The following is a 22,575-nucleotide window of genomic DNA, read 5'->3' as shown; positions in this document are numbered from 1 at the left end:
TCTCGCCTCAGATACCGCCCGTGGACAGCAGGCCGCCGTCGACACGCACGCAGTCGCCGGTGATCCAGGCGGCCTCGTCGGAGACCAGGAACGCGATCAGCCGCGCCACGTCCTCGGGCACGCCGAGCCGCTTCATCGGGTACACGCTCGCCGCGCGCTCCTCGTCGGCCGAGTACAGCGCGTCGGCGAACTTGGTCTTCACCACGCCCGGCGCCACCGCGTTGACCCGGATCTTCGGACCCAGCTGCCAGGCCAGTTCCTCGGTCAGCCGGATCAGCGCCGACTTGGAGGCGCCGTAGGCGGAGATCACGCCCGAGGAGCGGATCCCGGCCACACTGGCGACATTGACCACGGCGCCGCCGTGCTCGGCCATCCAGGCCCGGTACGCCTGCTGGATATAGCCGAGCGAGGCGACCACGTTCACGTCGAAGATCTTGCTCACCGCGCCCAGATCGGCGTCCATCAGCGCGCCGTAGACCGGGTTGATGCCGGTGTTGTTGACCAGGATGTCGAGCGAACCGAACTCGGCGACGGCCCTGGCCACCGCCTCCGCGCGCGCGTCGGCGTCACCCGCGTTGCCCGCCAGCGCGCTCACCTGTCCCTTGTGCCCGAGGGCGCGCAATTCCTCGGCCGCGGCCTCGAGCGGCTCGGGTTTGCGGGCGGTGATCAGCACGTTCGCCCCACGGCGCAGCAGTTCGGCGGCGGTGGCCAGGCCGATGCCCCGGCTCGCGCCGGTGACGAGGGCGGTCCGGCCCAGTAGATCGGTAGTCATGCGACGAGAGTAACCACGCTCACACCGGACGGCGCCGGTTCGGCCGCCGAGTTGGCGGACGGTAAAATAAGTGGTTCTTGCCGAACGCGACGGTGCACGATGGGTCGGTTCGGCGGCCATCGACAGTTCTGACACGAGGAGAAGCCTGTGATCACGGCGACCGACCTGGAGGTCCGGGCCGGAGTCCGCACCCTGCTCTCGGCCCCCGGGCCGGCGTTGCGGGTGCAGTCCGGCGACCGGATCGGACTGGTCGGCCGTAACGGCGCGGGCAAGACCACCACGCTGCGGATCCTGGCGGGCGAGGGGGAGCCCTACGCCGGAAAGATCGTGCGCTCCACCGACATCGGTTACCTGCCGCAGGACCCGAAGGAGGGCGATCTCGACGTGATCGCCCGCGACCGGGTGCTGTCCGCGCGCGGCCTCGACGCCCTGATCCGGGACATGGAGAAGGCCCAGGCCGAGATGGCCGAGGTCGCCGACGACAAGGAACGCGAGAAGGCGATCCGCCGCTACGGCCGCCTCGAGGACCAGTTCTCCTCGCTCGGCGGGTACGTCGCCGAGAGCGAAGCCGCCCGCATCTGCCACAGCCTCGGCCTGCCCGACCGCGTGCTCGGCCAGCAGCTGCGCACCCTGTCCGGTGGTCAGCGCCGCCGCATCGAGCTGGCCCGCATCCTGTTCTCCGCCTCCGACGGCTCGGGCGGCCGGTCCGACCGCATCCTGCTGCTCGACGAGCCCACCAACCACCTCGACGCCGACTCCATCACCTGGCTGCGCGGCTTCCTGCAGAACCACGACGGCGGTCTGATCGTGATCAGCCACGATGTGGAACTGCTCGAGGCCGTGGTGAACAAGGTGTGGTTCCTCGACGCGGTGCGCGGTGAGCCCGACGTCTACAACATGGGCTGGAAGAAGTACCTCGACGCCCGCGCCACCGACGAGCAGCGCCGGGTCCGCGAGCGCGCCAACGCCGAGAAGAAGGCGAGCGCGCTGCGCCAGCAGGCCGCCAAGCTCGGCGCGAAGGCGACCAAAGCCGCTGCGGCACACCAGATGGTGCGCCGCGCCGAGCGGTTGATGTCGGAGCTCGACGACGTGCGCGTGGCCGACAAGGTGGCCCGCATCCGGTTCCCCGAGCCCGCACCGTGCAGCAAGACCCCGCTCATGGTGAACAACCTGACCAAGCTCTACGGATCGCTGGAGATCTTCACCGGCGTCAACTTCGCCGTCGACAAGGGCAGCCGTGTGGTGGTGCTCGGCCTCAACGGTGCGGGTAAGACCACCATGCTCAAGCTGCTGGCCGGGGTCGAGACCCCGACCTCGGGCGGTGTGGAGCAGGGCCGCGGCCTCAAGGTGGGGTACTTCGCGCAGGAGCACGACACCCTCGACGACCAGGCCACGGTGTGGGAGAACATCCGGCACGCGTCTCCGGACGCGGGAGAGCAGGAGCTGCGCAGCCTGCTGGGCGCGTTCATGTTCACCGGACCACAGCTCGAGCAGCCCGCGGGCACCCTGTCCGGCGGTGAGAAGACCCGGCTCGCGCTGGCGGGCCTGGTGTCCTCGGCCGCCAATGTGCTGCTGCTCGACGAGCCGACCAACAACCTGGACCCGGTCTCGCGCGAGCAGGTGCTCGAGGCGCTGCGCACCTACGCCGGCGCCGTCGTGCTGGTGACCCACGACCCGGGCGCCGCCGAGGCGCTGAACCCGGAGCGGGTCATCCTGCTGCCCGACGGCACCGAGGACCACTGGTCGGCCGAATACGCCGAGCTGATCGACCTCGCCTGAGCCGGTCGGGCCCGGTCCGGGCCCGCATCGGCGGTGTGTCGCGCGTGAAACGCTGTGTCGCGAGGGAACTCGCGGCGCTCAGGTGAGTTTCATCACTGTTTTCGTTGATCACCGACTCCGGAGTGTCTAGCCTGGAATCAGCTGCTCGGCGACTCGGAGGAAGCCATGAGCGACAGTGCGAGACAGGCCGCTAGGTCGGCCAAGGGCAAAACGACGATCGGCAAGGCCGCGCTGGGAAAGGGCACCCGGGTCACGGGCAAGTCCCGCGACCGGCTGCAATCCCAGCTGAAGAAGCAGTACGAGGCGGGAGCCAGCATCCGCTCCCTGGCCAGGGCCACCGGCCGGTCGTACGGCTTCATCCACAATGTGCTGGTCGAATCGCATGTGGAGTTGCGCGGCCGTGGCGGCGCCAACCGGCGCAAGAATCCGGCCGACTGAGGCGGCTCACCAGCCGGGGACGGCACCGTCCCCGTGCACGAGCAGATTCGCCAGGCTGCTGAACAGCGGCAGCCCGGTCTTGATCTCCAGGTAGGCGAACTGGCCCTGCGGGTTCACCTCGAGGAAGTAGTACTCGCCGTCGGTGCCCAGGCGCAGGTCGACGACGCCGAAGCTCAGCCCGAGGGCGCCCATCAGGGTGGCCAGCGACTTGCTGACCGAGGCGGGCAGGCGCTCGTGCGTGAACGCCACCGAGGTGTCCAGGCGGGAATCGACCCGCCCGACGCCGGCCTGGGAGTCGATGCGCACCGCCCACTCGATGCCGTCGACCCACACCACCCGCAGGTCGCACCCCGCCTCGATGTAGTCCTGGAACGTGGTGGGGGTGGACCGGATCGAGCCGAGCCGGGCCAGCTCCGGCTTGGTAACGATCCTGGTCTCGGAGAATTCGCCACGCCCGGTCCCGGTGCGCTTGTACACCACTGGGCCGGAACGGGATTCGACGAAACTGCGGGCCTCGTCGGGATCGTTGGTGATCAGCGTCTCCGGAATGGTGAAGCCGGCCCGCTGGGCGGTCTCCAGCTGCACGATCTTGCGGCTGGCGGTGCGTTCGGCGGCCGGATCGTTGACCCAGTACGCCGGGATCGACCAGAGCATGCCCTGCAGGAACCCGTCGCATTCGGCCTGGCGGAACTCGTCGTCGGCGGCGCGCACCCCGTGCGGTACGAGGCAAGGATGGGCCCGGCGCCACCAGACCGCGCGCACGTCGTCGAGACCGTGGACGTGCGCGAGCGCGCGGTTGGTGCCGGCCTTGTCGAGGCGGAAACTGCCTGTCTGCGTGGGGAAGTCGCGCAGATCCAGCCGGATCGGGTCGAGCCGGTGGAGTTCCCGCAGGGTGGCGGCCAGCGCATCGGCGTGCAGGTCGTCGGTCTCGGAGACGATGAGCACCGCGTCGGTCGCGCGTTCCATGGTCGGTGCCGCTTCAGTCGAGGCTGTCGCAGTTGATGCCGTCGCGGAAGGTGAACGTGGCACCCGTGACACCGCCGCGCTCGGCGATGCGCAGCTTGCCGGCCCACCGGCGGGTGGCGGCGGCGAGCTGGTCGTCACCGAGCGCCTCGGACGGATCCGGCGCCAGGGTGATCGGGCGCTCGACCAGTTCCACGCGCATCCGGCGGGTGAAATCGGCGGTCGCGCCGGGCCTGATGTCGACGCGCACCTGCCGTTCGCCCGCGTCGGCGCGGTCCTCGGTGAGCCGCAGGACATCACGCCGGTCGAAGGTCCAGGTTCCACCCTCGACGCGCACCGAGATGTCGCGATCGGACTCGGCCACCAGCAATCCCCGCAGGGCCGGGCCCCGATCTCGGGACGACGCGGTAGCGGGGAGGTGGATGGCGTCGGTCATGGGCACTCACTCCGATCTTCTCGTCTGCTCGCGATTTGCCAGAACCCCCGAAGGTGCTTCGGATCATAGCGCGCGCGAGCGCCCCGCCGAGTGGGTTCGCGAGATTTGCGAGGCCCCGGGCAAACCGCCGAGCGGCGCGTGATCGCCTAGCGGGGACAGAATTTCGGGCAACCGGAGGACGGATCGCCCCGTCGCACCGGCAATCGATCAGCTAACGATGCCGACCGGGCCGGGCCGGGGCATCGCCGGGAAATTGCGGGTCGTCGCGGATCGGCTCGGCGTAGCCGGTCCGCGGTGAGGCGCGCCGCGGCGGCCGCGTCCGGCGCCACGGCGGGGTGAAACGCTTACGCCGAACCGTGCCGGTGTCCGCGCGGCGCCACACTTTTCCGGCCCGCGCCCGTTCTGCCAGCGGATTCGACGGAATCCGGCGCTGCTGTTGACGGACTCCCGCCACTGCGTCATGCTGGGAACAGCGGGCGGTCGCATGCTCAAAGTGATTGCGACACAACGGAGTTCCTTTCCCGGACGAGCCCTTTCCGGCGCCGTAGCCGGTGCCCCTCCCGCTTCTCGGACAGTTCGCAGCTCCCTCGCCACGCGTTACCGGCCCGGCCGTCAGGTCAGGGCCCTTTTTCATGCGGACCGGGGCTGTCGACGCGCGCGCTTTCCCCCCGAGACGGTCCACGACCTCGAATCGCTCGACAGGAGCACAATGACTTCACCCAAACTGGGTCGCGATGTCATCTTCGACTACATTCGCGACGCCGGCATCGAATACATCTTCGGTGTTCCCGGCACCCAGGAAATCCCGTTGATCGACGCCACCACCATTCCGGAGAACGGCGTCGAATACATTCCGACACTGCACGAGAACATCGCCATGGGCGCCGCGATGGGTTATGCCCGCGCGGCGGGCAGGCCCGGTGTCGCGCTCGTGCACATCACCCCCGGCGCCGCCAACATCGTCGGCAACCTGTTCGACGCCTACACCTCGAATGTGCCCGTGTTGATCCTGTGCGGTCAGCAGCACAGCGACCTGCTGGTCCAGGAACCGCTGCTCGGCTCGGACCTGGTCCGCACGGCGGGTCAATACACGAAATGGGCGCACGAGATCCGCAGCGCCGACGAGATTCCGCTGGTCATGCAGCGGGCGTTCAAGGAGCTGTTCACCCCGCCGTTCAAGCCGGTCTTCCTGTCGGTGCCGTGGGACTTCCTCATCGAGGCGCCGACGCTGCAGGAACCGGCGCGCTCGACCCGCATCGCGCACGCCGCCACCGGTGACGAGGCGGGCGTCGCGGCGGCCGTCGAGACGCTGGCCGCGGCGAACAGCCCGGTGCTGCTCGTCGGCGACGGTGTCGGCGAGGCGGGCGCCTGGCCGGAGATCGAGAGCCTGGCAAATCTGCTCGGCGCCGCGGTGTACTCCGAATTCCAGGCGAGCCGGATGAACTATCCGAACGATCTGCCGCATTGGCAGGGCGAATTGGCGCCCATCCAGGACGGCATCCACATGCAGCTGCGTGGCTACGACACCATTTTCCTGATCGGGGTCAATTCACACGCGCAGATCTCGATCTTCCGGTGGGACAAGGGCCCGATCATTCCGGCCGACCTGGTGCAGGTGGCACTGCACAACGACCCGTGGCAGATCGGTAAGAACTATTTCACCGAGGTCGGCATTCTCGGCGACATCAAGAAGACCCTGCCGCTGATCATCTCCGGGATCGCCGCGCGCGCCGATTTCGACGGGGCCACCGCCACGGCGCGCAACGACGAGATCCTCCGGCTGGCGGCGCAGCGCGACGCCGCGTTCGCCGCCGACGCCCAGCAGTTCCAGCTGCTCGACGCGGTCGCCACCACGGAGACCGACCTCGCGGCCGGGGAAACCCCGGGCACCGAGGTCGTGCTCGAGGACGCGCTGGTGCTCGACGGCGCCCCGGTGCCCATCCCGGGCGCGCAGGTCGCGCACGTGCTGGCCGAGGTGCAGAAGACGCTCGACCGGCCGATCACCGTGCTCAACGAGGCGTTCTCGATCGCCAGCACCCTGCAGAAGGTGGTCGACTACGACTCGCCGGACGCGTACTTCTGCACCTCGGGCGGTTCGCTGGGGTTCTCGCTGCCCGCCTCGATCGGCTTCGCGCTGGCCGCGGGCCAGGAGCGCTACATCGTCAACGTCATCGGGGACGGTTCGGCGCTGTTCCACACCAATTCCTGGTGGACCAGCAGCAAGTTCGAGCTGCCGGTGCTCTACGTCGTGGTCAACGACGCGCAGTACTCGTCGCTGGTGATCGGGCTCGGGCTGATCGAGCGGGTCTACGGCTGGCGCCCGACCAACCCGGCCACCTATCTGAGCCTGGGCGAACCCGAGCAGGACTTCGTGTCGATCGCCGAGACCTTCGGCATCGAGGGCGACGTGGTCGACGATGCCCGCCGGTTGCGCCGGGCCTTCGAGCGCGGCTTCCGGGCCGTCGCCAACGGCAAGCCGTACGTGCTCGACGTCCGCACCACCCCGGCCGTGCCGCCGACGCCGCCGCCGACGGTGGACGTGCTGCTCGCCGAACGCTCGGCGGCCGACGCCGAATACGTCGAGAAGCTGCGCGACATCGGTCCGCCGTGATCATGACCCGTCCGCGGTGAGAAGCGGACGGTGACCGGTGACATTTGCCATCGGTCACCGTCCACATCGGCATCTACCTGCGGCGGAGCCGCGTTGGGATGCTCGGTCGTGACATCGACGACTACGAGAATGGAATGCCATGCACAAGCTCGTCCGGCTCCGATCCGTCACGACCGCACTCGCCGCCCTCGCGGTGTTCGCGACCGCGGCCTGCGGCAGCGACACCGACACCGCATCGTCACCGGCCTCGACGACCAGCGCCGCCGCGGCGGCCAAGCCGACGATCGTGCTGGTGCACGGCTCGTTCTCCGACAGCTCCAGCTGGGACTCGGTCGCGGGCAAGTTGCGCGCCCAGGGCTACCAGGTGGTGCAGCCGGACAATCCGCTGCGCGGGCCGAGTTCCGACGCGGCCGCCGTCACCGCGGCCATCGCGAACGTCACCGGCCCCGTCGTGCTGGTCGGGCACTCCTACGGCGGTGCGGTGATCAGCAACATGCACCGGCCCGACGTCAAGTCTGCGGTGTTCATCGCCGGCTTCGCGCCCGTGAAAGGTGAACCGGTACAGGCGCTCTCGGATCCGGAGAAGTACCCCGGCAGCAAGATCGGCACCGCGTTGCAGGTCAAGCCGGCCGAGACCGGCCCGCCCGAGGTGACGCTGGCGCCGGACAAGTACGGCGAGGTCTTCGCCCAGGACGTCAGCCCCGAGGTCGCCTCGACGCTGGCCGCCCGGCAGAAGCCGACCTCGGCGGCCGCGCAGGCCGAGCCGAGCGGTGACCCGTCGTGGGCGTCACTGCCGACCTGGTACCTGATCTCGACCGAGGATCAGACCCTGCCGCCCGCCTCGCAGCGGTTCCAGGCCGACCGGGTGAAGGCGAAGATCACCGAGGTCAAGTCCTCGCACGCCTCGCCGGTGTCACACCCCGACGAGGTCGTCGCGACGATCACCGCGGCCGCGCGCTGAGTGATCCGCACCCGACAGGGCCCGACGGCATCCGTGCCGTCGGGCCTTGTCGTCGTTCGTGGACCGGTTCAGAGCCAGCCGGCGTTGCGGGCGATGCGGATCGCGTCGATGCGGTTGCGGCCACCGATCTTGGTGATGGCGTTGGACAGGTAGTTGCGCACGGTCGCCGGCGAGAGGAACAGTGTGGTCGCGATCTCGTCGGTGCTGATCCCGGTCTCGGCGGCCCGGATGACGTCGGCCTCGCGCGTGGTGAGCGGGCTGGTCCCGGTCTCCAGCGCGGCGGCCACGAGATCGGTGTCGATCACCCGTTCCCCGGCGACGACCTTGCGGATGCTGTCGGCCAGGGTCTGGGCGGGCGCGTCCTTGACCACGAACCCGCGCACATGGGCCTGCAGGGCGCGCAGCAGGTAGCCGGGCTGGCTGAGCCCGGTGAGGATGAGCACCCGGCATCCGGGCATCTGCTCGTGCACGCGCTGGGCGACGCTGAGCCCGTCCAGGCCGGGCATATCGATGTCGAGCAGCGCGACATCCGGTGCGGTGCGGGTGATCTCGTCGAGCACGAGGTCACCGCGGTCGAGTTCGGCCACCACGTCCATGTCGGCCTCGCGCGAGAGCAGCGCCACCAGCGCGCCCCGGATCATGTGCATGTCCTCGGCGACCAGAACGCGAATCATACTTTCCCCCCTGGGATTTCGACACGCAGATGGAATCGGTCCCCGCTGCCGTGCCGCGCCGACACGGTACCGGAGACCGCCGCGGTGCGCTCGGTGAGCCCGGCCAGGCCGTTGCCGCCACCGGTCTTGCGGTGCGCGCCGTCGTTGACGATCTCCAGGAACAGGATGCCGCCGCGCCTGCCCGCGACGATCGAGCAGGTGCCCGCGCTGCTGTGCCGCAGCACATTGGTGACGCCTTCGCGGGTGGCCCAGGCGAAGGCGTCGTCGACCTCGGGCGCCAGCGGCGGCAGGTCGACGCGGTGCCGGGTATCGATGCCCGCGGCCGACAGCAGCGCGGTGGCGCCGGCGATCTCGGTGCGCAGCGAGATGGTGTGCTCACCGAGGGTGACCCGCCGCATCGCCTGCAGGGTCTCCCGGGCGAGGGTGGCGATGCCGTCGATCTCGGACCAGGCGGCGGCCGGGTCGCTCGGCAGCAGGGCCGCGGCGAGATCGCCCTTGAGCGACACCGCCGACAGGCTCTGCCCGAGCAGATCGTGCAGGTCACGGGAGACGCGCAGCCGCTCCTGCCCGGCGGCCTGCTCGGCCAGGTCGGTGCGGGTGCGGTCGAGCTGGTGCACGGCCCGCACGAGATGGGTCACCCCGACGAGGCACCCGGCCAGCGCGGTGAAGACCACCACCACCTCGATGGCGTCGGCCCCCAGGTGCCCCGAGCCGCCGGGGCCGGGGGCGAGCAGGGTGCCCAGCGCGGTGCCCGCGATCGGCGCGACCACCAGGACGGCCCGCGCCACGCCCCCGAACAGCAGCGCGGCCGAGGCCACGAAGAACACCTGGCTGATGCCCCACGCCACCGGCGCCCAGACCAGCGGCAGATACACCAGGGTGGTCAGCAGGGCGAACGAGGCGGGCCACCAGCGCGGCCGCCCGCCGTCGACCGCGCTGAACGCGTGATACAGGTGGACCAGCACCACCGCGACGCCCAGCGCCCACCAGCCGAGCGTGGGACCGACCTGGCCGGTGCCCGCCACCGTGGCTCTGGCCGGGGCCAGCGCGCCGGTGGTGCAGGTGGCGCCGATGAGCAGGACGCGCGCGGTCCGGGCCGTCGCGAGCCAGGGGCCGACGAGCGGCCGGGTCGCCTCAGCCATCCGCGACTCCCGACGTGGCGGCGGTACTCGCGGTGGCGGGATCGGCCCGGCACTCCAGCAGCCACCGGCCCTCGACCCGGCGCACCGTGATCGCGACCGCGGGACCCGGCCCCGCGCGCAGCAGCCGGGCCAGCAGCAGCCGCAGCTCGGCGCGCAAGCGTTCCTCCTCGCCGGGCGGCGGGCCGTCGGTGGGGACGTCGACCCGGGCGTCGATGCCCGCCGCGGTCAGCAGGGTGACGGTGGCGGCGATCTCGCGCCGCAGGTCGGGCTGGGCGAAGCTGCGGATGAGCTGGCGGGCCTGGGCCAGGCCGCTGCGGGAGGTGTCGACGAGGTCGCCGAGTTCGGCGCGCGCCGCGCCCGCGTCACCGCGGGCGACCAGATCGTCGGCCCGGTCCGCGGCGTCGGTGATCGTCACCAGCGCCGTCCGCACCGTCCGGGTGATCACCCCGTCGATCCGCAACCGCTCCCTGGCGACGGCCCGCGCCGCCAGCGCGGCGCCCGCGCTGCGCAGCCTGCGCAACGCGACGACCATCCACACCAGCGTGTACACCGCGACCACCCGCATCGCGGTGGTGACCAGCAGCCACAGCGCTTCCTGCTCGGTGGCGCCGAGCAGGGCCGCGGCCGGCGCGACGGCGGCGATCAGCACCACGGCCAGCGGCAGCGCCACGACCGGGCGCAGCGTCAGCACCACCACCACGGCGACGATGTGCGCGCTGTTGAGCCAGGCCGCGCCGAGCAGGGGCGCCGCGCCCACGACGAGAACCGCCAGCAGTCCGGCGGTGAGGTGCGCGGCGGGCGGGATGGCGTCGCGGACGGCGAAGACGAGATGCCGGACGTAGATCGCCAGGCAGACGACCAGCAACGCGGCCGTCGCGGGCACGTCGGCCCGGGGATCGGCGCCGGTGATCGTCGTGATCAGGGTCAGGGTGCCGAGGGCGAGCGCGGCCACCACCGTGCCCGCCGCCGCGACATCGGCGACATCGCGCGGGATCCGCGCCGTCCAGCCCCGTAGCGCGCCGAGGGCCGCGCCGGTCGGTACCGGCCTGACCACGTTCGACGCGGGCGCATGTTCCAAGAAGACCGCCACCACCCCATGACTGTTCCGCGAACCGGAATTGCCCACCAGAAACCAATGTAGACCGATTCCGATGACATTCGTCATGACCGACCGTCCACATCCTGCTCTGGTCCCCGCCCGCAGGCCGTTGACAGGCTGGGCCATGGCCGTGAGCTGGGCATCGGCGACCAGGACGCGAGACCGGCCCCGAATTCTTGGGGTGGCGAAAGTTGTTGTGCGACAGTAGGTTTGGGTTTCGAACCGGCCGGGCGCACACGTCGCTACCGCCGGATCACGGGGGGATGAGTTCGGGCGATCACCGCCCGGTACGCCGCATCATCGGCGATGCGTGCCAGCACTCGTCTTTCGCTTGTTGCACCGCGGCGTACCGCGATTCGCGGATCGCGCGGTGCCGATCGCTAGAGATTGGACCTCGATCATGACGACCATCGAGCATCCGTACGCCCGACCGGCCCACACCACCGACCGCCCGTCGACCGCGGCGCGACCGCGACTGCTCGGCGTGGCCTCGGCGACCCCGCCCACCCGCTACAGCCAGCGCGAGCTGGTCGACCTGCTGGCGATCGAGGATCCGAAGATCCGCGGCGTCTTCCTCAACGGCGGCATCGAGCACCGGTACCTCACGCTGCCGCCGGTCGACGGCGCGGGCGGGTTCCGGATCGAGACCCAGGGCGAACTCCTGCGCAAACACCGCCGCTACGGCGTCGACACCGGCGCGACCGCGATCCGCCGATGTCTGGACACGATCGGCGCGAGCCCGCGCGACATCGACTATCTCGTCGCCGTCACCACCACCGGCTTCCTGACCCCGGGCTTCAGCGCGCTGCTGATCAACGAACTGGGCCTGGCGCCGACCACCGCGCGGCTCGACGTGGTCGGGATGGGGTGCAACGCCGGTCTCAACGGGCTCACCGCGGTCGCGTCCTGGTCGGCGGCCAACCCGGGCAAACTCGCGGTACTGGCCTGCTCGGAGGCGTGTTCGGCCGCCTACGTCTTCGACGGGACCATGCGCACCGCCGTGGTGAACAGCCTGTTCGGTGACGGCGCCGCCGCGCTGGCGATGAGCACCGAACCCCGGCCCGGCGCCGGCTCCGACCCCGCGACCCGGGTGCCCCAGCTCATCGGGCGCACCAGCTACATGATCACCCACGCGGTCGACGCGATGCGCTACGACTGGGACGAGCAGGCCGGGAAATTCAGCTTCTACCTCGACAAAGAGGTGCCCTACGAGGTCGGCGCGCATGCCGAGCGCGTCGTCGACGCGCTGCTCGGCGAGGCCGGGCTGCGACGCAAGGACATCGCCCAGTGGATCGTGCACTCCGGCGGCAAGAAGGTGATCGACGCGGTGAAGATCAATCTCGGTCTCACCACCCACGACCTGCGCCACACCGTGAGCGTCATGCGCGACTACGGGAACCTGTCGAGCGGGTCGTTCCTGTTCTCCTACGAGCGTCTGCTGGCCGAGGGGCGCGTGCGGCACGGCGACTACGCGGTGCTGATGACGATGGGCCCCGGATCGCAGATCGAAACCGCCCTCGTGCGGTTCTGACACCGAAATCAACCATGTCGAAAGGGGAGGAATCGGTGACTGCCGATCCGTACGAAGACCAGCCGGGGCCGATCACCGCGGAGGTGGCGGCCGACGGCGCCCTCACGCCGGAGCTCGTCGCGAGCGTGCTCGCGGCCTCGGTGCGCACCGAAGACGCCGCGGCGGCGGGGACCGCGACGGGGGTCGTGCTGCGCATCGGCGGCGCGCCGCCGGCCGCGCGCGTGGCCTGGCCGGGCGCGGTGCGCATCGGCGAGGTGAACAAGTGGGAGGCGGCGCTGCGCCGCCTGGAACAGGTCCCCGCGCCGGTCGTGGCCGTCGTCGACGGCGACGCCTACGGCCCGGCCGCCGAACTGCTGCTGGTGGCCGACTACCGGATCATGGCCGTGGGCACGGTGTTCGAGCTGGCCGCCGTCGACGGCGCGGTGTGGCCGGCGATGGCGATGTACCGGCTGGCCGCCCAGCTCGGCGCGGGCCCGGCCCGCAGGCTGGCCGTGCTCGGCAGGCCGCGCACGGCCGAACAGGCGCACGCCGACGGCCTGATCGACGCCGTCGTCGCACCCGGCGCGGAGACCGAGGCCGTCGGGGCGGGTCTGGCCCTGTTCGGGCGCAGCGCGGGCACCGAGATCGCCATCCGGCGCAGGCTGTTGCTCGACGCGCCCGGTACCCGTTTCGAGGACGCGCTCGGCGCGCACCTCGCCGCGGGCGATCGCGCGCTGCGCCGGGAGCGGGCCGCCTCGTGACCACCGGAATCACCGCCCGCTCGATCGTCGGGCAACTCGACCACGACATGGTCGAACTGCGTGCGGCCGCCGACGAACACGCCGCGATCCTGGCCGCGCTGGGCCCGGTCCGGGAGCGCGACGAGGCCGAGGCCGCGACCGCCACCGCCGCGCACCGGGTGCTGCGCCGCCTGCGCCGGGAGTTCCTGCGCAGGCACCTGCCCACCGTGTACCGCTCGGCCACCGACGATCTGGGCCGCGCGCTGCGGCTGACCCGGCTGGCGGCCACGGTCACCGCGCTGTTCCCCGGCCTGCTGCCGACCGCCGAGCAGCTGGCCGCCGACGCCGCGGTTCCGCAACCGGCCAAAGAGGGCTGGGAGATCGATCAGGGCATCTTCTTCCAGGCGGTCTTCGCCGATCCCGAACTGGGCAACCACCTGCTCGACGCGATGCGCGCGCCCACCGGCGCCGCCCTGGACCTGCTCGCGGAGTTCCGCGACAGCGGGGTGGTCACCCTGCCCGCCGTACGGCTCGTGCGCACCGGCACGACGGCCACACTCACCATCACCAACACCGCCTGTCTCAACGCCGAGGACAACCAGCACGTCACCGACATGGAGATCGCGGTCGACCTGATCCTGCTCGACCCGGCCACCCGGGTGGGCGTGGTGCGCGGCGGCGTGATGGACCATCCGCGCTATCGCGGGCGCCGCGTGTTCAGCGCGGGCATCAATCTCGCGCACCTGCACCAGGGCAAGATCTCCTTCCTGGACTTCCTGCTCGGCCGCGAGACCGGCTACATCGCCAAGATCCTGCGCGGGCTCACCACCGAGGACCACACCTGGCCCGCCGTCCCGGCGACCAAGCCGTTCGTCGCGGCGGTCGACGCGTTCGCGATCGGCGGGGGCGCGCAGCTGCTGATGGTGTTCGACCGGGTGATCGCCGCCGCCGACAGCTTCGTCAGCCTGCCCGCCGCGCAGGAGGGGATCATCCCCGGCGCGGCCAACCTGCGGCTGGGCCGGTCGGCGGACCACCGGCTCTCCCGCGACGTCATTTTGTGGGGCCGGCGCATCTGGGCGACCGAACCCGAGGCGCGTGCGATCGTCGACACCGTCGTCGATCCGGCTGAGATGGACGCCGAGATCGACCGCGCGGCAGCCCGATTGGCCGCACCGGCGGTGGTCGCCAACAAGCACATGCTGGTCGTGGCGGAGGAGCCCCAGGACGTATTCCGGCGCTATCTGGCCGAATTCGCGCTGCACCAGGCGCTGCGGCTGTATTCGCCCGACGTGCTGGCCAAGACCGAACGCTTCGGGCGCAAGGCGGACCGATGACCACCACCACCGCCGCGCGCACCGTCGACTACCGCAAGCAGGGCCGCGTCGCGACCGTGGAACTGAACCGGCCGCACGTGCTCAACGCGATGAACCGGGCCATGCACGCCGAGCTCGCCGAGATCTGGGACGACATCGAGGCCGACGAGAACGTCTGGGTCGTGGTCCTGAGCGGTGCGGGCGACAGGGCCTTCTCGGTGGGCCAGGACCTCAAGGAACTGGCCGGGCGGATCGGGGACGGCGAGCCCACCCGGTCCTCGTTCGGCAGCGCGGGCAAGCCCGGCTATCCGCGCCTGACCGAACGGTTCTCCTTCGCCAAGCCGATCGTGGCGAAGGTGTCGGGCTACGCCCTGGGCGGTGGCTGCGAACTCGCCCTCGCCTGCGACATCGTCGTCGCCGCCACCGATACCCGATTCGGGCTGCCCGAGGCGAAACTGGGCCTGATCCCCGGCGCGGGCGGTGTCTTCCGGCTGCCGCGCCAGATCCCGCACCGGGTCGCCATGGGGCATCTGCTGACCGGACGGCCCCTCCCGGCGGCCCGGGCCTACGAGCTCGGCCTGATCAACGAGGTGGTCGACGCGGCCGAGCTGGACGCGTGCGTGGACGGCTGGGTCGCGGACCTGCTCGCCTGCGCCCCGCTGTCGGTGCGCGCGATCAAGGAGGCGGCGGCGCGCTCGGCGACCCTGCCGCTGCCCGCGGCCTTCGCCGCCGACTACCCGTGGGAACGCCTGCGCGCCGACTCGGCCGACGCCACCGAGGGCCCGCTCGCCTTCGCCGAGAAACGCCGCCCGAACTGGACCGGCCGCTAGCCGCTCGAACCGATCGACCGAGGACACCCATGCGTACCCCCGATACCTACATCGCCGCCGTCGGCTCCTTCCTGCCCGCGACGGTCCGCACCGAAGAGGCTGTCGCCCAGGGGCTCTACCCCGCCGAGACCGCCGAGATCCACGAACTCGGCGGCGCCGCCGTCGCCGGGCCCGTCCCCGCGCCGGAGATGGCGCTGCGCGCCGCCGAAGTCGCCGTGAAACGCTCCGGCCTGGCCGCCGAGGACCTGGACCTGCTGCTGTACGCCAGCACCTGGCTCCAGGGCCCCGAGGGCTGGCTGCCGCACTCCTATCTGCAACGCCACCTGGTCGGGCCGATCCCGGCGCTCGAGATCCGGCAGGGCTGCAACGGCATGTTCTCCGGACTGTCGATGGCCTTCGAATACCTGCGCGCCGACCCCGCCCGCACCAGCGCGCTGCTGGTCGCCGCCGACAACTTCGGCACCCCGCTGATGGACCGGTGGCGGATGTCGGCGCTGTTCGTCGCCGGCGACGCCGCCGCGGCGGTCGTGCTGAACCGCGAAGACGGGTTCGCCCAGCTGCTTTCGGTGTGCCACACCGCCATTCCGGAGGCCGAGGAGATCCACCGGGCCAGCGAACCGATGTTCCCGCCGGGGGTGACCCAGGGGAAGGCGCCCGACTTCTCCGCCCGGATGCGGGAGATCACCGCCAAGGTCGCCGCCGCCCCGGACTCGCCGCTGGGCGCGGCCCTGGCCCAGGTACGCGACCAGATTCCCGTGGTGGTGGGGCAGGCGCTGGCCGAGGCAGGCATCGAACTGGCCGACATCGCCCGCGTCGCGTTCCTGAACTGCTCGCGCGAGGCCACCGAACAGCGCTGCATGGTGCCGCTCGGGCTGCCGATGGAGCTGTCGACCTGGGAGTTCGGGCGCGAGATCGGCCACTGCTCGGCCAGCGACCAGATCCTGTCGTTCGAGCACCTGGTCACCACGGGGCAGCTCGGCCCCGGTCAGTACATGCTGCTGTTCGGCTCGGCGCCCGGGGTGCTGCTGTCGGCCGCGGTCGTCAAGGTTCTGCGTGATCCGGGCTGGACGGCATGACCGCCCCGGCCGGCTCCGCACCGCTCACCCCCAGGAATGAGAAGGCTATGTCCCACCCCGAACACGACAACGCAGGCACCGCGGTCGATCCCGTCGCGGTGATCGGCATCGGCTGTCGCTTCCCCGGCGATGTCGGCTCGCCCGCCGACTTCTGGGACCTGCTCGCCGCCGGTCGCGACACCTACGGCGAGATCCCGCCGGAGCGCTGGTCCCGATACCGGCACCGCACACCGCAATTCGCGACCGCCGTGCGGAACACCGTGACCCGCGGCAGTTTCCTGCGCGAGATCGACCGGTTCGACGCGGAGTTCTTCGGCATCTCCCCGCGCGAGGCCGCGCTGATGGACCCGCAGCAGCGCCTGCTGCTCGAAGTCACCTGGGACGCACTGGAACAGGCCGGCATCGCGCCGCGCACCCTGGCCGGCAGCGATACCGGCGTGTTCGTCGGCGTCTGCACCGGCGACTACGGCGCCCTGATGCTGGAGGACCTGGCCGGCATCGAGGCCTGGACCGGCATCGGCGCCGCCACCTGCGCGGTGGCCAACCGCCTGTCGCACTCGTTCGACCTGCGCGGCCCCAGCGTCGCGGTCGACACCGCGTGCTCGGCCTCGCTGGTGGCCCTGCACCTGGCGTCGCAGAGCCTGCGCAACGGCGAATGCGACCTGGCCATCGTCGGCGGGGTGAACCTGGTGGTCACTCCCGGGCAGACGATCACCCTGGACGCGGCGGGCGCGCTGGCCCCGGACGGGCGCAGCAAGGCCTTCGACGCCACCGCCGACGGCTACGGCCGCGGCGAAGGCTGCGGCGTGGTGGTGCTGCGCCGCCTCGACAGCGCCCAGCGCGACGGCGACCAGGTGCTCGCGCTGGTGCGCGGCAGTTCGGTCAACCAGGACGGCCGCACCAACGGCATCATGGCGCCGTCGGGCCAGGCTCAGGCGCACGTCATGCAGCGCGCCTGCAAGCACGCCGGAATCGACCCGGCCACCGTCGATTTCGTCGAGGCGCACGGCACCGGCACCCGGCTGGGCGATCCGATGGAAGCCGAGGCGCTGGCCGCGGTCTACGGGTCGGCGCGGCCCGCGGGCGAGCCGCTGCTGATCGGTTCGGTGAAGGCCAACATCGGCCACCTCGAGGGCGCCGCGGGCGTGGCCAGCGTGATCAAGACCGTGCTGGCGCTGGCCAACGGCGAGATCCCGCGCACCCCGCTGGTCAGCGAACCCAACCCCGAGATCCCCTGGGACACCGCGGGTCTGCGGCTCACCACCGAGCACACCCCGTGGCCCACCGGCCACGGCCCGCGCCGGGCTGGAGTGTCCGGGTTCGGCTACGGCGGCACCGTCGCCCACCTCGTGCTCGAGGAGGCACCCGCCGCGCCCGCGCGTCCCGCCGCCGCACCGCGCGCCGACCTCGACGGCCACCGCCTGTTCCCGCTGTCGGCGGCCGCCGAGCCCGCCCTGCGCGCCTACGCCGACCGGCTGGCCGACTGGGTCGAGCGCCGGGCGGGCGCGGTCTCGCTCGACGCGGTCGGGCACACCCTGACCCATCGCCGTTCGCAGCTGGCCCACAACGCCGTCGTCGTGGCCCGCGACGAGTCCGAGCTGGTCGCCCGGCTGCGGGCGCTGGCCGCCGACCGCCGCGACCCCGGCGTCGCCACCGGACCCACCGCCGGCGAGTTCGGCAAGGGACTGGTGTGGGTGTTCTCCGGGCACGGCTCGCAGTGGCGTGGCATGGGCCGCGATCTGCTCGCCGTCCCGGAATTCGCCGCCGTGGTCGACGAGATCGAGCCGGTCTTCCTGGCCGAGATCGGTTTCTCGCCCCGACAGGTCCTGCTCGACGACGAGGTCGACGGTGTCGACCGGATCCAGACCATGATCTTCGTGATGCAGGTCGGCCTGGCGGCGATGTGGCGCGCCTACGGCGTCACCCCGGACGCGGTGATCGGACACTCGGTCGGGGAGATCGCCGCCGCCGTCGCCGCGGGCGCGCTGTCGGTCACCGACGGCGCCACGCTGATCTGCCGCCGCTCCCTGCTGCTGCGCCGGGTCGCCGGTGCGGGCGCCATGGCCATGGTGACGATCCCGCTCGGCGCGGCCCAGGAAAAGCTCGGCGACAGAACCGATCTCGTCGCCGCCATCGCGTCCTCGACGGTGTCGAGCGTGCTCTCCGGTGACCCGGCGGCCGTCGACGAGGTCCTGGCGAGCTGGCCGGAGGAGGGGATCGGGGTGCGCCGGGTCGCCTCCGACGTGGCCTTCCACAGCCCGCACATGGACCCGCTGCTCGACGAACTCGCGCTCGCGGGCGCCGATCTGACCTACCGCCCGCACACGGTCCGGATGTACTCGACCGCGCTGCTGGACGCGCGGTCCGCGCCGGCCACCGACGCCGGGTACTGGGTCGCCAACCTGCGCAACCCCGTCCGGCTGGCCGGCGCGGTCGAGGCCGCGCTGGCCGACGGGTTCCGCGACTTCCTCGAGATCTCCCCGCACCCGGTGGTCGCGCACTCCGTCCGGGAAACGCTGGGGGAGAGCGGTTTCGACGACGCGTTCGTCGGCACCACGCTGCGCCGCGACCTGCCCGAACAGCTCACCTTCCTGGCCGCGCTGGGCGCGGTGCACTGCCGCGGCCTGCTCGTCGACCTGGACCGGCTGCACCCGGCGGCCGAGCCCGCCGAACTGCCCGGCTACGCCTGGCAGGGACGACAGCTCTGGTACGCGCCGTCGGTGGCCGGTCGCGTGCCGGGGCAGGGCCACGACGCGAGCTCGCACACCCTGCTGGGCACCGCGAGCACGGTCGCGGGCAGCGACCTGCGGATCTGGAACACCGTGCTCGTCGACGAGAACCGGCCCTACCCGGGCAGTCATGCCCTCAACGGGGCCGAGATCGTCCCCGCCGCGGTCCTCGTCGAGACCTTCCGGCAGGCGGGCGCGGGCGCCGACGGCCCGCTCGCCCTCGCGACGGTCGCGATGCGGCACCCCCTGCTCACCGAGGGCGAGCGCGAGGTCCAGATCGTGCACGACCCCGAGCGCGGCGTCCTGCGTATCGCCTCCCGCACCCCCGGCGAGGACCCCGAGCAGGAAGCGGCCTGGCTGATCCACGCCGAGGCGGCCACCGTCGCGCCCGCTCCGCTGCCCGCCGCCCTCGGCGATCCGGCGCAGCGCCGGATGTTCCCGGTCGATCCGGGGGTGATCCATCAGCGTCTCGCCACGGTGGGCGTGCCCGAGACCGGGTTCGACTGGCGGGTCGAGGATCTGCTGATGGGCGCCGACGTGGTGCGTGCGCGGGTCCGCGTCGCGCCCGGCGGCAGTTCCACCTGGGCGCCGCTACTGGACGCGGTCATGTCGATCGCGCCCGCCGCGTTCGGCGGTGATCCGTTGCTGCGCATGGTCGTCCAGATCGACGACGTCACCTGCGCCGGGGCGCCGCCGGAGGAGGCGGTGATCGAGGTGGCCCTCGACCCGGCCCGAACCGACGTGGTCGACGGCCTGGTCGCCGGCACCGACGGCACCGTGATCGCACGGGTGACCGGCATGGTCTACCCGGTCATCGACCGGCCCGTCGAGGACGACGCGACCGCGGGCACGGGCGCGCTCGGACCGGTGCTCTCGCTGGAGAACCTCACCGCCGAGCAACTGCACGCACTGGTCGTCACCGAGGTGACCGGCACGATCGCCGGCGAGATGCGCCTGCCCGACACCGCCGACCTGCATCCGCGCAGGCCGCTGCTGGAACAGGGCCTCGACTCGGTCATGACGGTGACGATCCGCAAGAAGCTGGAGAAGCGCTTCGGCCACAAGCTGCAGGCCACCGTCTTCTGGCAGCAGCCCACGGTCGTCGCCATCGCCGACCACCTCACCGAGCTGCTCACGGCCTGACCCCGAGACGACGACGGCCCGCGGCGGGTACGCCGCGGGCCGTCGTCGGGTCCGTCAGAGGCCGAGCAGCTCGGGACGTTCGGCCAGGCTGCGGAAGTGCTCGGCGGGGTTGGGGACGAGCTTGCGCTCGGTCAGATCCATCGCTCCGGCCACCACGGTGATCTCCGCGGAGACCGTGCCGTCGAGCTTCACGATCTGGTGGTGGAACTTGAAGACCTTGCCGCCGTCCCAGTCGAATTCGCAGGTCACGGTGACCTCGTCGCCGCCGCGCAGTTCCCGCTTGTACTTGATCGTCGACTCGAGCACCACCGCTCCGATACCGCTGGCCAGGAACTTGTCCTGCGGGATACCCGCCGCCCGCATCAGCTCCCAGCGGGCATGCTCGCCGTACTGGTGGTACACGGCGTGATTCAGGTGGCCCTGGGTGTCGAGTTCGTAGCCACGGACGAGGACCGGCACGGAGAACGTCATACGGCGTATAACCGAGGTCTCCGGCGCCGATGTTCCCGATCGGGCTGCAATCTGCGCCACAAACCACCCGGTTGGGTCATGACTCAGCGGCGGTGGGCGGTGCGCTCGGCCCACCAGGCCGGCGCGTCGACGAAGTGGTTGTCGAACTCCTCCTGGGCGGCCAGGAATTCCTCGTGGGTGGCGTCGCCGTGGATGAGCCGGTCGAGCAACCGGAAGTACTCGAACCGCTGCACGCCGGGCATCAGGGCGATGAGGATGCGCGCGCCGCTGTCGGGCGTGGCGCCGAAGGCGTGCGGCATGTGCCGCGGCACCACCAGGGAGCCGCCCGCCCCGACGGTGAGGATGCGATCGCCCGCCATGACCTGGAGCTCGCCGTCGGCGACATAGAACAGCTCGTCGGAGCGGGTGTGGAAATGCGGGGCCGCGCCGTCGGCGCCCTGGGCCATGGTGACCTCCAGCGTGCTGACGGTCCCGTCGCTGGCGTTCGCGTCGGTGAGCAGGCGCATGCGCACCGTGTCGGTGCCCAGGGTCTCCGCGTCCTCGGGCAGGCAGAGGGCGATGTCGCGCGGGTTCGTCATGACTTTTCCATTCGCCGGTTGATAATTCGCTACCGAACTATATCGCGGCGAATAGAATCGTGTCCATGGATGAACCGGACGCCGTCGACGCCATCGCCGCGCAGTGGCGGCGCGAACGACCCGACCTCGATCTCGCGGCGATGGCCGTGTTCGGCAGGCTCGGCAGGCTGACGGCCGTCGCCACGGCCCGGATCGAAGCGGTCTTCACCGCGCACGGACTCCAGCGCGGCGAGTTCGATGTGCTGGCGGCACTGCGCCGTTCGGGTGATCCCTGCGAACTCAACCCGTCGGTCCTGGCCGACACCCTGATGCTGTCGCGGGCGGGTATGACCGGCCGGATCGACCGGCTGGAGAGCGCCGGGCTGGTCCGCCGGATCGCCGACCCGGGCGATCGCCGGGCGGTGCGCGTCGCGCTCACCCCGGCGGGGCGCGAACTCGTCGACGTGGTGGTCGCCGCGCACACCGAGAACGAGACGCGCATGCTGTCGGTGCTCGAACCGGCCGACCGGGAGGCGCTGGACCGCATCGCCCGCATCATGCTGCGGAGTCTGGAGGGCTAGCCGATCCCGCCGCGGGAAACTATGGATCGGCGGAATCCCGTGCGCCGCAATCGAGGAGCGGCCCCGAATGCGCGAAAACCGCCGCGCGGCCCGAAAGGTCGTGCGGCGGTGTGGGTTTCGCTGTGCTCAGTCGCGGCGGCGCACCGACGCCTCGACCAGGTCGAGCACGGCGGACAGGTTGTCGTCGGTGTGACCCGAGGCGATCCGCGCGATCAAGCCGTCGAGGACCAGGTCGAGGTAACCGAGCAACACGTCGGTGGGGACGTCGTCGCGCAGCGCGCCCGCGGCCTTGCGCCGTTCCAGGCGGGCCAGGGTGGCCGCGGTCAGTTCGGCCGAGCGCTGGGTCCAGCCCGCCCGGAACTCCGGATCGGTGCGGACCCGGCGGGCGATCTCGAGCCGGGTGCCCAGCCAGTTGAATTCCTCAGGGCGGGCGAGCATGTCCCGCATCACCTGCACGATGCCCTGATTGGCCGCGACCTCGGCCATGCGCTCGGCGTCGTCCTTGGCCAGGGCGAAGAACAGCGCGTCCTTGTCGCGGAAGTGATGGAAGATCGCGCCGCGCGAGAGGCCGATGGCCTCCTCCAGACGGCGCACCGTGGCGCCGTCGTAGCCGTATTCGGCGAAGCAGCGCCGTGCACCGTCGAGGATCTGGCTGCGGCGGGCGGCGAGGTGGTCGTCGCTGACCTTGGGCATGAGTCCTCCAGCGGGGATACACGGACCCCCGCCCCGGCGAACCGAGACGGGGGTTGT

General features: G+C 71.4%; 20 protein-coding genes. 11 read left to right on the top strand and 9 right to left on the bottom strand.

The window, feature by feature from the left end; genetic code table 11:
* Window positions 1-7 precede the first annotated feature (7 nt).
* Window positions 8-772, bottom strand: a complete 765-nt coding sequence (locus tag EL493_RS24150) for an SDR family oxidoreductase (protein WP_019047732.1) — start codon at window positions 770-772, stop codon at window positions 8-10.
* Between the two features lie 147 nt (window positions 773-919).
* Here EL493_RS24150 and EL493_RS24145 point away from each other — a divergent pair, with 147 nt between their 5' ends.
* Together EL493_RS24145 and EL493_RS24140 are read left to right on the top strand one after the other, a co-directional pair.
* Entirely contained in the window at window positions 920-2,551 is a 1,632-nt protein-coding gene (locus EL493_RS24145; protein WP_019047731.1) for an ABC-F family ATP-binding cassette domain-containing protein, read from the top strand.
* A 165-nt stretch (window positions 2,552-2,716) separates the two neighbouring features.
* Entirely contained in the window at window positions 2,717-2,989 is a 273-nt protein-coding gene (locus tag EL493_RS24140) for a helix-turn-helix domain-containing protein (RefSeq protein WP_019047730.1), read from the top strand.
* A gap of 6 nt (window positions 2,990-2,995) precedes the next feature.
* On the opposite strand, the gene EL493_RS24135 is transcribed toward EL493_RS24140, so the two are convergent.
* Complete coding sequence (locus tag EL493_RS24135) at window positions 2,996-3,955, bottom strand: hypothetical protein (protein WP_019047729.1); 960 nt, start codon at window positions 3,953-3,955, stop codon at window positions 2,996-2,998.
* Window positions 3,956-3,968: 13 nt separating this feature from the next.
* Entirely contained in the window at window positions 3,969-4,388 is a 420-nt protein-coding gene (locus tag EL493_RS24130; RefSeq protein WP_019047728.1) for a hypothetical protein, read from the bottom strand.
* A gap of 709 nt (window positions 4,389-5,097) precedes the next feature.
* On the opposite strand from EL493_RS24130, the gene EL493_RS24125 reads away from it, so the two are divergent.
* Both EL493_RS24125 and EL493_RS24120 read left to right on the top strand, forming a co-directional pair.
* Window positions 5,098-6,999, top strand: coding sequence for a thiamine pyrophosphate-binding protein (locus EL493_RS24125; RefSeq protein ID WP_019047727.1), 1,902 nt, complete (start codon window positions 5,098-5,100; stop codon window positions 6,997-6,999).
* A 139-nt stretch (window positions 7,000-7,138) separates the two neighbouring features.
* Window positions 7,139-7,960: an alpha/beta hydrolase gene (locus EL493_RS24120; RefSeq protein WP_019047726.1), complete on the top strand. Its 822-nt coding sequence runs from the start codon at window positions 7,139-7,141 to the stop codon at window positions 7,958-7,960.
* 68 nt (window positions 7,961-8,028) lie between these two features.
* Here the strand turns inward: EL493_RS24120 and EL493_RS24115 are convergent, their stop codons facing one another.
* The 3 genes from EL493_RS24115 to EL493_RS24105 are packed head-to-tail and all read right to left on the bottom strand — an operon-like array spanning window position 8,029 to window position 10,866.
* Entirely contained in the window at window positions 8,029-8,634 is a 606-nt protein-coding gene (locus tag EL493_RS24115) for a response regulator transcription factor (RefSeq protein WP_019047725.1), read from the bottom strand.
* On the bottom strand, window positions 8,631-9,776 hold the full coding sequence (locus EL493_RS24110; protein WP_019047724.1) for a sensor histidine kinase: 1,146 nt from the start codon (window positions 9,774-9,776) through the stop codon (window positions 8,631-8,633). The genes EL493_RS24115 and EL493_RS24110 overlap by 4 nt, the downstream gene beginning before the upstream one ends.
* Window positions 9,769-10,866: a hypothetical protein gene (locus EL493_RS24105; RefSeq protein WP_126405876.1), complete on the bottom strand. Its 1,098-nt coding sequence runs from the start codon at window positions 10,864-10,866 to the stop codon at window positions 9,769-9,771. The genes EL493_RS24110 and EL493_RS24105 overlap by 8 nt, the downstream gene beginning before the upstream one ends.
* Before the next feature lie 409 nt (window positions 10,867-11,275).
* Between EL493_RS24105 and dpgA the strand changes: the two genes are divergently transcribed.
* The 6 genes from dpgA to EL493_RS24075 are packed head-to-tail and all read left to right on the top strand — an operon-like array spanning window position 11,276 to window position 20,216.
* The gene (dpgA, locus tag EL493_RS24100) at window positions 11,276-12,406 is read left to right on the top strand and encodes a 3,5-dihydroxyphenylacetyl-CoA synthase DpgA (RefSeq protein ID WP_019047722.1); all 1,131 of its coding nucleotides are present in this window, start codon (window positions 11,276-11,278) and stop codon (window positions 12,404-12,406) included.
* Between the two features lie 35 nt (window positions 12,407-12,441).
* A complete protein-coding gene (gene dpgB / locus EL493_RS24095; protein ID WP_019047721.1) occupies window positions 12,442-13,146 on the top strand; it encodes an enoyl-CoA-hydratase DpgB in 705 nt (234 codons plus the stop codon).
* Window positions 13,143-14,459 carry a (3,5-dihydroxyphenyl)acetyl-CoA 1,2-dioxygenase DpgC gene (dpgC, locus tag EL493_RS24090; RefSeq protein WP_019047720.1) on the top strand — a complete coding sequence of 439 codons (1,317 nt, stop codon included), beginning with the start codon at window positions 13,143-13,145 and terminating at the stop codon, window positions 14,457-14,459. The genes dpgB and dpgC overlap by 4 nt, the downstream gene beginning before the upstream one ends.
* Window positions 14,456-15,268 (top strand): enoyl-CoA-hydratase DpgD, encoded by an 813-nt coding sequence (gene dpgD / locus EL493_RS24085; RefSeq protein ID WP_019047719.1) that lies wholly within the window; start codon window positions 14,456-14,458, stop codon window positions 15,266-15,268. The genes dpgC and dpgD overlap by 4 nt, the downstream gene beginning before the upstream one ends.
* A 29-nt stretch (window positions 15,269-15,297) precedes the next feature.
* Window positions 15,298-16,344: a ketoacyl-ACP synthase III family protein gene (locus EL493_RS24080; protein ID WP_019047718.1), complete on the top strand. Its 1,047-nt coding sequence runs from the start codon at window positions 15,298-15,300 to the stop codon at window positions 16,342-16,344.
* Window positions 16,345-16,391: 47 nt separating this feature from the next.
* Window positions 16,392-20,216, top strand: coding sequence for a type I polyketide synthase (locus EL493_RS24075; protein ID WP_019047717.1), 3,825 nt, complete (start codon window positions 16,392-16,394; stop codon window positions 20,214-20,216).
* Window positions 20,217-20,270: 54 nt separating this feature from the next.
* Here the strand turns inward: EL493_RS24075 and EL493_RS24070 are convergent, their stop codons facing one another.
* On the bottom strand, window positions 20,271-20,687 hold the full coding sequence (locus tag EL493_RS24070) for an acyl-CoA thioesterase (RefSeq protein WP_019047716.1): 417 nt from the start codon (window positions 20,685-20,687) through the stop codon (window positions 20,271-20,273).
* An 83-nt stretch (window positions 20,688-20,770) separates the two neighbouring features.
* Window positions 20,771-21,265, bottom strand: coding sequence for a cupin domain-containing protein (locus EL493_RS24065; protein WP_019047715.1), 495 nt, complete (start codon window positions 21,263-21,265; stop codon window positions 20,771-20,773).
* Between the two features lie 65 nt (window positions 21,266-21,330).
* Between EL493_RS24065 and EL493_RS24060 the strand changes: the two genes are divergently transcribed.
* Window positions 21,331-21,825 (top strand): MarR family winged helix-turn-helix transcriptional regulator, encoded by a 495-nt coding sequence (locus EL493_RS24060; RefSeq protein ID WP_019047714.1) that lies wholly within the window; start codon window positions 21,331-21,333, stop codon window positions 21,823-21,825.
* A gap of 126 nt (window positions 21,826-21,951) precedes the next feature.
* Here the strand turns inward: EL493_RS24060 and EL493_RS24055 are convergent, their stop codons facing one another.
* A complete protein-coding gene (locus EL493_RS24055) occupies window positions 21,952-22,518 on the bottom strand; it encodes a TetR/AcrR family transcriptional regulator (protein WP_019047713.1) in 567 nt (188 codons plus the stop codon).
* Between the last annotated feature and the right edge of the window lie 57 nt (window positions 22,519-22,575).

Origin of the sequence: Nocardia asteroides (assembly GCF_900637185.1) — a bacterium.
In the GTDB taxonomy this organism is placed as follows: Bacteria; Actinomycetota; Actinomycetes; order Mycobacteriales; family Mycobacteriaceae; genus Nocardia; species Nocardia asteroides.
This window is presented reverse-complemented; position numbering and strand designations above follow the sequence as displayed.